Origin of the sequence: Pedobacter sp. Leaf176 (genome assembly GCF_001424305.1) — a bacterium.
Lineage (GTDB): Bacteria > Bacteroidota > Bacteroidia > Sphingobacteriales > Sphingobacteriaceae > Pedobacter.
On the sequence record NZ_LMPD01000001.1, the window covers coordinates 712515 to 724685 of the forward strand.

At 39.2% G+C, this 12171-nt stretch carries 12 protein-coding genes; 7 read left to right on the forward strand and 5 right to left on the reverse strand.

What is annotated here, in order from left to right; translation table 11 throughout:
* Positions 1-8: 8 nt before the first annotated feature.
* From ASF92_RS03220 to ASF92_RS03250, 7 genes are all read left to right on the forward strand, one after another.
* A complete protein-coding gene (locus ASF92_RS03220; protein WP_056087682.1) occupies positions 9-2414 on the forward strand; it encodes a 3-hydroxyacyl-CoA dehydrogenase/enoyl-CoA hydratase family protein in 2406 nt (801 codons plus the stop codon).
* Between the two features lie 266 nt (positions 2415-2680).
* On the forward strand, positions 2681-3856 hold the full coding sequence (locus tag ASF92_RS03225; protein ID WP_056087685.1) for an acetyl-CoA C-acyltransferase: 1176 nt from the start codon (positions 2681-2683) through the stop codon (positions 3854-3856).
* Between the two features lie 112 nt (positions 3857-3968).
* The gene (locus tag ASF92_RS03230; protein WP_056087688.1) at positions 3969-4322 is read left to right on the forward strand and encodes a four helix bundle protein; all 354 of its coding nucleotides are present in this window, start codon (positions 3969-3971) and stop codon (positions 4320-4322) included.
* A gap of 219 nt (positions 4323-4541) precedes the next feature.
* Positions 4542-6335, forward strand: coding sequence for an acyl-CoA dehydrogenase family protein (locus tag ASF92_RS03235; RefSeq protein WP_056087692.1), 1794 nt, complete (start codon positions 4542-4544; stop codon positions 6333-6335).
* A gap of 195 nt (positions 6336-6530) precedes the next feature.
* On the forward strand, positions 6531-7031 hold the full coding sequence (locus tag ASF92_RS03240) for an FKBP-type peptidyl-prolyl cis-trans isomerase (protein WP_056087695.1): 501 nt from the start codon (positions 6531-6533) through the stop codon (positions 7029-7031).
* Positions 7032-7487: an FKBP-type peptidyl-prolyl cis-trans isomerase gene (locus ASF92_RS03245; protein ID WP_056087698.1), complete on the forward strand. Its 456-nt coding sequence runs from the start codon at positions 7032-7034 to the stop codon at positions 7485-7487.
* Between the two features lie 4 nt (positions 7488-7491).
* Positions 7492-8358 carry an FKBP-type peptidyl-prolyl cis-trans isomerase gene (locus ASF92_RS03250; protein WP_056087701.1) on the forward strand — a complete coding sequence of 289 codons (867 nt, stop codon included), beginning with the start codon at positions 7492-7494 and terminating at the stop codon, positions 8356-8358.
* Here the strand turns inward: ASF92_RS03250 and ASF92_RS03255 are convergent.
* The 5 genes from ASF92_RS03255 to ASF92_RS03280 form a co-directional block, all read right to left on the reverse strand.
* On the reverse strand, positions 8348-9679 hold the full coding sequence (locus tag ASF92_RS03255; RefSeq protein WP_056087704.1) for a deoxyribodipyrimidine photo-lyase: 1332 nt from the start codon (positions 9677-9679) through the stop codon (positions 8348-8350). The two genes, ASF92_RS03250 and ASF92_RS03255, sit on opposite strands and share 11 nt — an antisense overlap.
* Positions 9680-10380: 701 nt before the next feature.
* Entirely contained in the window at positions 10381-10827 is a 447-nt protein-coding gene (locus tag ASF92_RS03265) for a pyridoxamine 5'-phosphate oxidase family protein (RefSeq protein WP_056087711.1), read from the reverse strand.
* 106 nt (positions 10828-10933) lie between these two features.
* Positions 10934-11437 carry a thermonuclease family protein gene (locus tag ASF92_RS03270; protein ID WP_056087714.1) on the reverse strand — a complete coding sequence of 168 codons (504 nt, stop codon included), beginning with the start codon at positions 11435-11437 and terminating at the stop codon, positions 10934-10936.
* Positions 11419-11628 carry a hypothetical protein gene (locus ASF92_RS03275; RefSeq protein ID WP_056087717.1) on the reverse strand — a complete coding sequence of 70 codons (210 nt, stop codon included), beginning with the start codon at positions 11626-11628 and terminating at the stop codon, positions 11419-11421. Before ASF92_RS03275 ends, ASF92_RS03270 begins: the two co-directional genes overlap by 19 nt.
* 36 nt (positions 11629-11664) lie before the next feature.
* The gene (locus ASF92_RS03280) at positions 11665-12171 is read right to left on the reverse strand and encodes a hypothetical protein (RefSeq protein WP_157263698.1); all 507 of its coding nucleotides are present in this window, start codon (positions 12169-12171) and stop codon (positions 11665-11667) included.

A 12171-nucleotide genomic window follows, 5' to 3' on the forward strand; every position in this document is an offset into this window, starting at 1 on the left:
TTACGATAATGAAACGAAGCATTAATAAGGTTGCCGTTCTGGGTTCAGGTATTATGGGTTCGCGTATTGCTTGCCACTTTGCCAACATTGGCGTAGAGGTGTTGCTTTTAGATATCGCTCCAAAAGAACTTAGTCCGGAAGAGCAGGCAAAAGGATTAACCTTAGACAAGCCGATGGTAAAAAATCGAATTGTAAATGCAGCTTTGGAAACGGCTGTAAAAACAAATCCATCTCCGGTTTATTCTAAAAAAGTATTGAACAAGATTAAAACCGGAAACTTTGAGGATGATATGCCGAAAATTGCTGGTTTCGACTGGGTAATTGAAGTGGTTGTCGAAAATCTTGATATAAAGAAAAAAGTTTTCGAGCAGGTGGAGCAATTCCGCAAACCTGGAACTTTAATAACCTCAAACACTTCTGGCATTCCGATTCATTTAATGGCCGAGGGCAGAAGTGAAGATTTTAAAGCACATTTCTGCGGAACACACTTTTTCAATCCGCCGCGTTATTTAAAATTGTTGGAGGTGATTCCAACGCCGCATACCAAACCCGAAATCGTTGATTTCTTAATGCATTACGGGGATAAATTTTTAGGTAAAACCACGGTTTTGTGTAAAGATACGCCGGCTTTTATTGCCAATCGCGTGGGTGTTTATTCCATTATGGCTTTGCTGCATTTGGTTGAGAAACTGGATTTAACGGTAGAAGAAGTTGATAAATTTACCGGACCGGCTTTGGGTCGGCCGAAATCAGCTACTTTCCGTACTTCGGATGTGGTGGGTTTGGATACGATGATTAAAGTTGCCAAAGGCCTCTACGATAACTGCCCTGATGATAAAGCACACGGATTATTTGAACTTCCCGAGTATGTTAAGAAAATGGAAGAAAGTAAATGGCTGGGTGACAAAACCAAACAGGGTTTCTATAAAAAGACGAAGACCGCTGAAGGTAAAACCGAAATACTTGCGCTGGATTTAAAAACATTAGAATATAAACCGCAGCAGAAAGTGAAGTCAGCCACCTTGGAAATGACCAAGCCAGTGGAAAATCTTCGGGAGCGGATGAAGATCTTTGCAAAAGGAAAGGATAAAGCGGCAGAGTTATTCCGACACTCTTCTTTCGGCTTGTTTGAATATGTTTCAGACCGGATTCCTGAAATTTCTGAAGAGTTGTATCGAATAGACGATGCTATGCGCGCGGGTTTCGGCTGGGAATTGGGTCCTTTTGAACTTTGGGATGCTGTTGGCGTGAAAGAAGCGATCGAAGGAATGGAGCAATATGGAAACAAAGCTGCGGCCTGGGTTCAGGAGATGCTTGATGCCGGACATACTTCATTTTATAAAGTTGAGGGTGGTATTAAAAAGTACTATGATATTCCATCTAAAACTTACAAAGCTCTACCGGGTACAGATGAGTTTATCATTTTAGATAACATCCGTGAACATAAAACACTTTGGAAAAACTCAGGTGTCTCGATTATTGATTTGGGCGATGGCATTTTGAATGTTGAGTTCCATACCAAAATGAATACCATTGGCGGCGATGTAATCTCTGGAATAAACAAAGCCATTGATATGGCCGAGAAAGATTACCGTGGTTTGGTAATCGGTAATGATGGTGCGAATTTTTCTGCAGGTGCAAATGTGGGTATGATTTTCATGATGGCAGTTGAGCAGGAATGGGATGAGTTGAATATGGCCATCAGAATGTTCCAGAACACGTCGATGCGCATCCGTTATTCTTCTATTCCAGTTGTGGTTGCCCCGCATAATTTAACCCTGGGTGGAGGCTGCGAGTTTAGCTTACATGCCGACCATGTCCAGTTGTCCGCAGAAACGTATATGGGGCTGGTAGAATTTGGCGTTGGCGTTATTCCTGGTGGTGGTGGAACAAAAGAATTTGCTTTACGGGCATCTGACGAATATAAAGACGATCAGATTGTTCAAAATGCCTTGAAAGACCGTTTCTTAACGATCGGAATGGCCAAAGTTTCTACTTCCGGTTACGAAGCTTATGAGCTGGGTTATCTGCAAAAGGATAAATTCTCAATTTCGATGAACAGCAACCGTTTACTGGCTGATGCAAAAGCAAAGGCAATTGAGTTAGCAGATGCAGGTTACACCAAACCGGTTCAAAGAACTGATATAAAAGTTTTAGGTAAACAAGGTTTAGGAATTGTTTATGCCGGAGCAAACAGTATGTACGCAGGTCATTTCATCTCCGAACACGATAAAAAAATCTCCGAAAAATTAGGTTATGTCATGTGCGGCGGTGATTTATCGTCTCCAACAGAAGTAAGCGAACAATATTTGCTGGATTTGGAAAGAGAAGCCTTTTTGTCACTTGCAGGAGAAAGAAAATCATTGGAAAGAATTCAGTCGATAATAACAAAAGGGAAACCGTTGAGAAATTAAATGGGTATCAAGATAAAAGTATCAAGATATGAGTATCAAGTATCAAGATTCCAAAAAATTAAACAATAAAATTTGCGACTTCAATTGAGCCTTGTCTTGCTACTTGATACTCGCTACTAAATACTAATTAAAATATTGGCGATTTCCAGTTTCGAGCCCAGTCTTGATACTTGATACTCGCTACTAAATACTAATTAAAATATTGGCGATTTCCAGTTTCGAGCCCAGTCTTGATACTTGATACTCGCTACTCAATACTAAAAAAAATGGAAGCATACATAATAGCCGGATATCGTACAGCAGTGGGCAAAGCGCCCCGTGGCGTATTCCGTTTTACGAGAGCTGATGATTTGGCTGCAGAAGTGATTCGGGCTTTGGTGGCGTCAGTTCCGAATTTAGATAAAGAACAAATCGATGATGTGATTGTGGGCAATGCCACGCCAGAAGCCGAACAGGGCTTAAATATAGCCCGAATGATTTCGATGATGGGTCTGGATACCGAAAAAGTTCCGGGAGTTACCGTGAATCGGTATTGTGCATCAGGTTTAGATACCATTGCCACGGCAGTCGCAAAAATTAAAGCCGGAATGGCCGATTGCATTATAGCAGGTGGGGTAGAAGTGATGAGTGGAATGCCATTCGGTGGTTGGAAACTGGTGCCAAATGCGGAGGTTGCAAAAAACAATCCGGATTGGTATTGGGGAATGGGTTTAACTGCCGAAGCGGTTGCAAAGGAATACAATGTAAATCGCGAAGACCAGGATGCCTTTTCGTTAAAATCTCATGAGAAAGCGATTCATGCCATTAAAAATGGTCATTTGAAAGATGGTGTTCTGCCAATTACGGTAAATGAAAACTATCTCGATGAGAACCTAAAGAAGAAAACACGTTCTTACGTGGTCGATACAGATGAGGGTCCCCGAGCTGATACAACTTTAGAAAAGCTGGCGAAACTGAAGCCTGTTTTTGATGCCGTTGGAAGCGTAACTGCTGGTAACTCATCGCAGACTTCTGATGGAGCAGCATTTGTTTTAGTGGTTTCTGAGAAGAAAATGAAAGAACTAAATGTAGAGCCAATTGCCAGGCTCGTAAGTTATGGTATTGCTGGGGTTCCGCCAAGAATTATGGGAATCGGACCAATTGAGGCAATCCCAAAAGCATTAAAACAAGCGGGTTTAAAACAGGATGATATTGATTTAATCGAATTGAACGAGGCTTTTGCATCGCAATCGTTGGCGATTATCAGGACTTTGGATTTAAATCCTGATATCATCAATGTAAACGGCGGCGCAATTGCTTTAGGTCATCCGTTGGGTTGTACCGGAGCAAAACTATCCGTACAAATGATGAACGAGCTGAAAAGACAAAATAAAAAATATGGCATGGTGACAATGTGCGTAGGTACTGGACAGGGTGCAGCCGGTATTTTTGAGCTGTTGTAATTAGTCTCAAGATATGAGTATCAAGTATCAGGATTGAATAGCGAAAGGAAATAATCATCCCTTAAAAAAAATCATCCCAAATATTTACGCTAAATCTTAATGTTATTAAAACATGCACAATTTTAAAGATTTAAAGGTCTGGCAAAAATCGATTGAACTTGCTGTTGATGTCTACAAAGCGGCATCACTTTTACCAAAAGATGAAAAATATGGTTTGATTTCGCAAATGAAAAGGTGTTCCGTTTCGGTTTCTTCAAATATTGCAGAAGGTTCAGGAAGAGGAAGTAGTGCTCAATTCAAATATTTTTTGAACATAAGCCAAGGTTCAGCCTTTGAATTAGAAACGCAGCTAATTATTTCAAATCGACTAGAATTACTTGATGATAATTTATCAACAGGCTTGATTGAAAAAACAACTGAAATTCAGAAAATGATTTACGCTTTAGATAGGAGTATCAAGATTTGAATATTAAGTATCAAGATTTGAGTATCAAGTATCAAGATTCCAGTTTTGGAGTTCCGTCTTGATATTTGATACTCGCTACTAAATACTTAAACCTAGCGACATCCGGTTTTTAAGCCCAGTCTTGATACCTGATACCCGCTACTAAATACATAAACCCAGCGACATCCAGTTTTCAAACCCGGTCTTGATACTTGATACTCGCTACTAGATACTATTAAAATGGAAACAACTGAAAAAAAGACAATTAAAGGCGGCGAATTCTTAATTAAAGAAACAGCTTACCAGGATGTGTTTATTCCTGAAGAATTTGATGAAGAGCAACAAATGATTGCGCAAACCTGTCGTGATTTTCTAGAGGCGGAGGTTTATCCAAACTTAGACAAAATTGACAAACAGGAAGACCCTGAACTCATGCCAACGCTGTTAAGTAAGGCTGGCGAATTGGGCATTCTTGGTGTATCTGTTCCAGAAGAATTTGGCGGTTTCGGTAAAAACTTCAACACCTCGATGCTTGTTGCCGATGTAGTTGGTGCTGGTCACTCTTTTGCAGTGGCGCTTTCGGCACATACTGGCATTGGTACCTTGCCGATTCTTTACTATGGAAATGAAGAACAGAAAGCAAAATACATTCCGAAACTAGGTTCCGGAGAATGGAAAGCGGCTTATTGCTTAACTGAACCAAATTCTGGTTCGGATGCAAATTCTGGTAAAACAAAGGCGAAATTGACTGATGATGGAAAACATTACATCATCAATGGCCAGAAAATGTGGATTACCAATGGTGGTTTCGCCGACATTTTCATCGTTTTTGCCAAAATTGATGATGATAAAAACCTGACTGCATTCATTGTAGAAAAAGACTTTGGTGGTATTACCATGAACCCCGAAGAACACAAAATGGGCATCAAAGGTTCTTCAACCCGCCAGGTTTTCTTCAATGATTGCCCGGTTCCGGTAGAGAATATGTTGAGCGACAGAGAAAATGGTTTTAAAATCGCGGTGAATATCTTGAATATTGGCCGTATAAAATTATCTGCTGCAGCAATTGGCGCATCAAAGGCAACTTTAAGCACGGCAATTAATTATTCAAACGAGCGTAGCCAGTTCGGTCGCCCGATTTCAAAATATGGCGCCATCCGTTTTAAAATTGCAGAAATTGCATCGAAGCTTTATGCTGTTGATGCTGCAAATTACCGTGCCGGACAAAATATTGATGATACTTATGACCAGTTGGTTGCAGGTGGAATGGAGTCCGGTAAAGCGAGATTAAAATCTGTTGAACAATTTGCAGTTGAATGTGCAATATTAAAGGTTTGGGGTTCCGAAGCTTTGGATTATACGGTTGACGAAGGTGTTCAGATTTACGGTGGAATGGGCTTTAGTGCCGATGCGCCGATGGACAGAGCTTATCGCGATGCCCGTATCAACCGGATTTTCGAAGGAACTAACGAGATCAACCGTTTGCTTACGGTAGATATGATGTTGAAACGTGCCATGAAAGGAGAATTGGATTTAATGACTCCTGCGACTGCGGTTGCTGCTGAGTTAATGAGCATCCCAGATTTTGGCGAAGAAGACAGCACTTTATTTGCTGCGGAGAAGAAAGTTTTAGCAAATCTTAAAAAAGCGACGCTAATGGTTGCTGGTGCCGCTGTGCAAAAATTAATGATGACACTAAGCAAGGAACAGGAAATTTTGATGAATATCGCCGATATGGCCGGCTACGTATATGTCTTTGAGTCTGCTTTATTGAGAACTGAAAAACTGGTAGCAACAAAGGGCGAAGAGGCAACCAGCGGACAATTGGATTTATTAAGAATTTACATGGTAGAGGCTGTTGATGGTATTGCCAAAGCAGGTAAAGAGGCGCTATGGGCATTTGCCGAAGGCGATGAACAGCGTATGATGCTGGTTGGTTTACGCCGCTTTACCAAAGTGGAGCCATTTAATGTTAAAGATGCCCGCCAAAGAGTTGCACAACAATTAATTGAGGCTAACAAATATATATTTTAAGGCAAAAGGCAGAGGGTTTAAGGTTGAAGGTTTGGGCGCGCAGTTCAAACTTTCAACCTTTTTTGTTTCTGGTGAAACGGTTTTTTATTGCAATAAAAGCCTTCCGCCTTCAACCTTCCCGCCTTCAACCTTTCAAATGTGTTAAAATTGGTTAAAAATTGTAGCATCCATATTAAAAGCTTAATTTTGTGCACTATGCTTAAGATAAAACATATTTTATTGTTGGTGTGCATCGCCGGGTGCTTTGCTGCCTGTAAAAAGATGGATGTTGGAGATGTTTACGATCCTATTCCTCAATTTAAAGCGGACACAACCGCAATAAGGGCCTATGTTAAAGCGAATAACATACCGGTATTAAAGAATGAACAATATGGCGTTTTTTATCAAATAATATTGCCGGGTTCCGGAAATGTTCAATATACTTCAAATACAGCCATCTCAGTAGATTATGAAGGTAAGGTTATGAACGGTGGTGTTTTTGATTCTTCAAAAGGTGTTACCAAATCTTTTACACTTGGCAATTTAATACCAGGCTGGCAAATAGGTATCCCTTATATACAAAAAGGAGGTAAAATAAGGTTATTTGTACCTTCTTATTATGGTTATGGTGAAGTAGCGAGAAGCGCACCGGAATCTACAATTCCTGCAAACTCCGTTTTAGATTTTACCATTACATTAAATGATGTTATACAATAAATGAGCAATAACTTTTTAAAATTCACTGCTTTAAGTTTTTTACTGATTTCCGTTTTGTTTACATCTTGTAAGAAAGATGAAGATGCTGAAAAACAAATTGCCGAATTTATTCAGAAAAACAATATAACGGCAACCAAGCATCCATCGGGCTTATATTATCAAATCATTAAAGCTGGAACAGGTAATTCTACCTATCCACCAGGCACTAAAATTACCATAAAGTACGTTGGGAAATTGCTTAATGGAACAGTGATAGATGATGGGAATAATGTAGAAAATACTTTCCAGCTTGCTCAGTTAATCGAAGGCTGGAGAATTGGCATTCCTTTGATTCAAAAAGGTGGCGAAATAAGGTTAATCATCCCATCAGAACTGGCTTACGGAAGTCAGGCAACCGGCCCGGTACCGGCAAATTCCGTTTTAGACTTTACGATACAATTAATAAACGTACAATAAATTGATGAAGAACTTTACAAAAATTAGCCTGTTTTCGCTTTTGCTGGCTACCCTTTTAATTTCAGCCTGTAAAAAAGAATACGATTCGATAGAAGTTGTTGATGATGCAGCAATTCAGGCCTACCTGAAAAGCAATAATTTGAACATGACGAAGGCTTCGACGGGTTACTACTATAATGTAGTTACACCCGGTACAGGTGATGTTATCAAAAATTCTGATTCGGTTTACTACTCTTATACTTTTAAACTTTTAAATGGTACAGTAATCAATCAAACATCTGATTTAATAATTCCTGGCACATTTTTGGGTTATACAGACCGCTTTACTATTGGCGCTAGCAGCTATCTTTTTACACCGGTTAGAGAAGTGCTCAGTATGTTAAAAAGAGGTGGAACTGCAAAATTGATTATGCCTTCTAATCTTGCTTTTGGTAAAAATGGATTGAGCGCAATTAATGTAGGTTCTAATGAAAGTATTGTTGTCGATCTTGGTGTTTATAATTTTACTAAAAAACATGAGGTAGATGAATATGAGATTAATAAGTTTATAGCCACTAATGGCTTGACAATGACAAAAGATCCGTCTCGTGCCCGTTACAACATCATAACCCCGGGAACAGGAACAGATGCCATCACTACCAACTCTACAATTACTGTAAATTACACTGTTCGGTATTTAGATGGAACACAGTTAGAGACAAATACTGATGGAACTTATAGTCCCATTTTAAATACGCTTTACCAGGGTTGGCAGTTAATTTTACCTGGAAAAGTTACTGCTGGTGGCAAGCTTCGTTTAATTTTGCCTTCTGATTTGGCTAATGGAACGCCTTTAGATTTTGATATAGAAATAGTTAAGGTTACGAATTAAGCGCTTCCTTAAAAACTTTTAATATTCTTTCCCTCGCAAAGGTATGCTCAACAATAGGTTGGGCATATTTTTTTGTGCCAAACTCCGGCACCCAGTGCTTAATGTATTCGAATTTTGGGTCAAAGCGTTTGGTCTGTAACTCGGGATTAAAGACCCTGAAATAAGGAGCAGCATCATTCCCGGAACCCGCTGCCCACTGCCAGCCACCAACGTTACTGGCCATTTCATAATCCAATAGTTTCTCAGCAAAATAGGCCTCACCCCAGCGCCAGTCGATTAATAAATGTTTCGATAAAAAACTGGCTACAACCATTCGTACCCGGTTATGCATCCAGCCGGTCTCGTTCATTTGACGCATGCCCGCATCTACCAGAGGGTAACCTGTATTGCCTTCGCACCAGGTTTTAAATTCCGCTTCATCGTTACGCCATTTTATCTTATCATATTGTTTTTTAAAAGAATCGGTAGCGGCATACGGAAAATGCCAGATGATCATCATATAAAACTCGCGCCAGGCCAGTTCCGATAGCCAGACATTTGATTGAGCATCAATTGCATCCTGTACAGCTTTTCGAATGCTTAAAGTGCCAAAACGTAAGTGCAGACCGATATGTGTAGTACCGTCCAGCGCAGGATAATCCCTTTCTTTAGCATAATCGCCAAGTTTGCTTTTGTAATTCAATACTGGAAACTTGCAATCGCTTTTATCAAAGCCCATTTCTTTTAACAGCGGAATGTTAAGCTTTCTAGTTTGAAAAAGATTCCTGAAATATTTTTTTGTGGGGTAGGTTTTAGTATAGAAATCATTCAGTTTTGCCTGCCATTGCTTATAAAAGGGCGTAAAAACAGTATATGGACTTTTATCAGCTTTTAGTATTTCGCCTTTCTCAAAAATAACCTGATCCTTATACGTTTTAAAAGCAATTTTTTCGCTGGTTAAAAATTCAGCCATATTATCATCACGTTCGCGGGCATAGGGTTCATAATCGTGATTGGCGTAAACTGCTGCAACATCATATTCTTTTAAAATGTCCGGCCAAACGGCCTCAGGTTTGCCATACGTTATCAGTAAATCTGAACCTTTTTCCTGAAGTTCTTTTTTTATATGTTCCAGGGTTTTATAAATAAAAGTTACCCGGGCATCGTTTTTTGGTAATCTATCAAGAATGTTTTTATCGAAAATAAACAGCACCAAAACCGGGTATTCGCCTTTTAATGCATAGTAAAGTGCCGCATTATCTTCCAAACGCAAATCGCGGCGCAGCCAACAAATGCTTATAGCAGATTTTTGAGAAACTGTTCCTTCCTTTTTATCATTCATATTACTGCTAAATTAACTTTTATATTAATTTATTGAATGTTAACAGCAGAAAGATTAAACTGTTTAAAATTAGCCGTTCATAGAGTAAGGTTTATAAAATGAGGAACAATTTATGTAAGCTCAAAAAAATATTCAATAGCTAAGAATCCAGCCTGCGCGAGAATGACGATTTGAATGTGTTCTGGACAGCGGTTTATGCATCTTGCTAAATGGCATAGGACATGGTGGAAGGAGAAAACGTTAAAGCTTTTGTACAAACGTTCATGCTACCACTGCCCAAGGCAGCGCGTCCTCCCCGATTCTTCATTGGGGCTTGTGCTGCCGCAAATAAAGCCTTAACGAATTTATCCGACATCAGATCCAAGCCTTGGGTTTTTGTTACTTTTGGGCCAAGCCAACCTGCGGAGCAAGCTTGAAGACCTATAAAACCATATGCACAACTGAAAAAAGTAAAAGCCCCCTGCGGCTAGCCTAGGCACGACTATGTGCGGCGAGGATAATAAGATTTATCCAAAAACATTATGATTCCTGCCTGCGCGAGAATGACGGATAAGAAAGAAGGTACAGAAATACAGTTTTCTGTAATCCGCTACCCGGCCTGAGAAATGATGGAAGGAGCAAGCTTTCCGTCAAGGCTACTTATCATCAGGAAAGCTACCAGGCAAGGACTTTGCGGAAACGAATTTCTATTTTAATGAGCCTTAAGCTTCACCATCATGCGATTCGTATCTTCCACTAACGGATGTTAGTTCGATTTTATACACAATAATGTTAGTATGCTTTGCCTGGTTTATAGCATGTGAAGGTTCTTCCGACGGTCTATCCGTTAAGGGCATTATTTTATGGATAATACCTTGCATGGCCTGTTGCCTTTTTTCACCGGTAAGTTCGGTATAATTTCCCCAAAGAATAACACTTTTCCATCTGAATGTATCGATCATTTCATCTGCCTGAAAACATACTTTCGGGTTAGCCCGCATCATATTTATCTTTTTGCCAATGCCTGAATGCGCATAAATCGCGTTATCCTTGTACACATAGTTTATGGGAACAATATAGGTTTCTCCATCTGCATGGCAACCCAATCTTCCGATAACTTGTTGCTCCAGTAAATCGAGCATCTGTCTTTTACTTAATTCGCCTAACATCGTGCTGTATTTTAGTTTCTACTCTAAAGCTACCCAAACAACATGCGAAAAGAATGATAAGCATTACTAAATTAAATGATTCAAATCCGGGAGGAATTTAGCCATTTTATTTTCTCCATTCCCAGGGTGGAACCGGATGTGGGCTTTTCCATAAGCCAATTTTATTTGCCCTGGCACGGTTTTCAAGCTTTGCATAAACCTCATCTGAAGAATACTTTTTGAAATGCCAGGCCATACCTAGTTTAATCATTTCCTGGTTAACAATTTGCTTTTTACCATTCACTACAATCGCTATCAACCGTCGGTAACGGTCGTATTTCTCCCCTTCAATAGTAACCATTTGCCCGAAACATAAATCAGACAATGCTTGTTTAGCCTGACCCCCGAAAGGCTGCGATCTTCTTTTCTCCGGGCAATCGATATGCGCCAATCGTATTTTAACAGGCTGGTTTTGATACAGCACTTCCATGGTATCGCCGTCTAAAATGCGAATTACTTTAGCGGTAAAATTAAGATGCTCCTTGTATGCAGGCTTACTTTCAACCGGCGGAATGGTACAGGCTTGAAAAGTTAACCATAAAATCAGTAAACTTACTTTTCCCAACCGCATAGCGTTTTTTTATCTTTTGTGGCTTTTTCTAAAGTTGTTTTAACTATTTTGTAGCTACAGTTGCTTAAGCCACGACAAGCTTCTTTTAAATGGTATTTTGTGGTTTTACCATTGTTGCAGATGTAAACTTCTTTTTGAGCCAGCGAACAACTCAAGATTATTGTTAATGGTAAAATAAAAAGTGTTTTCATGAATTTAGAATGTGATTTATGAGATGTCTTTATATTTTAATGATAAAAAGGTGTCTCAACATTTGGGATAAGTGTTCTCAATATTAAACTAAGCAAAGGAGACAAACTAAAAATTAAACCTATTAACATTGCAGCCTTTATGATAAAGTATCCGTAATTATCGTCTTCCATTTCCTGATGTTCATCAACTTTTATTTTTATCGTATTGATTAGAAATTTTATTACAAGAAACCATAGAATAAACCAGATAAAACCTGCGCCTATAATTAATGATATTGATTGAACTAATTGCAGATTGAAATTGGGTGGATTAATTTTAAGTAGATTGTCAATGACCTCTGTTACCGTGTCAATTACAACTGAGATTACATCTGAACCAGATAAAAAAAGCGCGGCATACCATATTCCAAATGATACTTTGATCTTTCCGTCTTCGTTGAGTTTCGATTTAAACTTATTTGTCAAAAAGTAAATAATAAATATTAACAGCAAAAAGGATAGGATAACCGAAACTGAAATCGTGATTAGTTTTAAGGAGTTCAT

What these genes read in the sequence shown, in the direction of transcription:
- ASF92_RS03220 (WP_056087682.1), top strand. Translation starts at nt 9, where the DNA reads ATGAAACGAAGCATTAATAAGGTTGCCGTTCTGGGTTCAGGTATTATG.
- ASF92_RS03225 (WP_056087685.1), top strand. Translation starts at nt 2,681, where the DNA reads ATGGAAGCATACATAATAGCCGGATATCGTACAGCAGTGGGCAAAGCG.
- ASF92_RS03230 (WP_056087688.1), top strand. Translation starts at nt 3,969, where the DNA reads ATGCACAATTTTAAAGATTTAAAGGTCTGGCAAAAATCGATTGAACTT.
- ASF92_RS03235 (WP_056087692.1), top strand. Translation starts at nt 4,542, where the DNA reads ATGGAAACAACTGAAAAAAAGACAATTAAAGGCGGCGAATTCTTAATT.
- ASF92_RS03240 (WP_056087695.1), top strand. Translation starts at nt 6,531, where the DNA reads ATGCTTAAGATAAAACATATTTTATTGTTGGTGTGCATCGCCGGGTGC.
- ASF92_RS03245 (WP_056087698.1), top strand. Translation starts at nt 7,032, where the DNA reads ATGAGCAATAACTTTTTAAAATTCACTGCTTTAAGTTTTTTACTGATT.
- ASF92_RS03250 (WP_056087701.1), top strand. Translation starts at nt 7,492, where the DNA reads ATGAAGAACTTTACAAAAATTAGCCTGTTTTCGCTTTTGCTGGCTACC.
- ASF92_RS03255 (WP_056087704.1), bottom strand. Translation starts at nt 9,679, where the DNA reads ATGAATGATAAAAAGGAAGGAACAGTTTCTCAAAAATCTGCTATAAGC.
- ASF92_RS03265 (WP_056087711.1), bottom strand. Translation starts at nt 10,827, where the DNA reads ATGTTAGGCGAATTAAGTAAAAGACAGATGCTCGATTTACTGGAGCAA.
- ASF92_RS03270 (WP_056087714.1), bottom strand. Translation starts at nt 11,437, where the DNA reads ATGCGGTTGGGAAAAGTAAGTTTACTGATTTTATGGTTAACTTTTCAA.
- ASF92_RS03275 (WP_056087717.1), bottom strand. Translation starts at nt 11,628, where the DNA reads ATGAAAACACTTTTTATTTTACCATTAACAATAATCTTGAGTTGTTCG.
- ASF92_RS03280 (WP_157263698.1), bottom strand. Translation starts at nt 12,171, where the DNA reads ATGAACTCCTTAAAACTAATCACGATTTCAGTTTCGGTTATCCTATCC.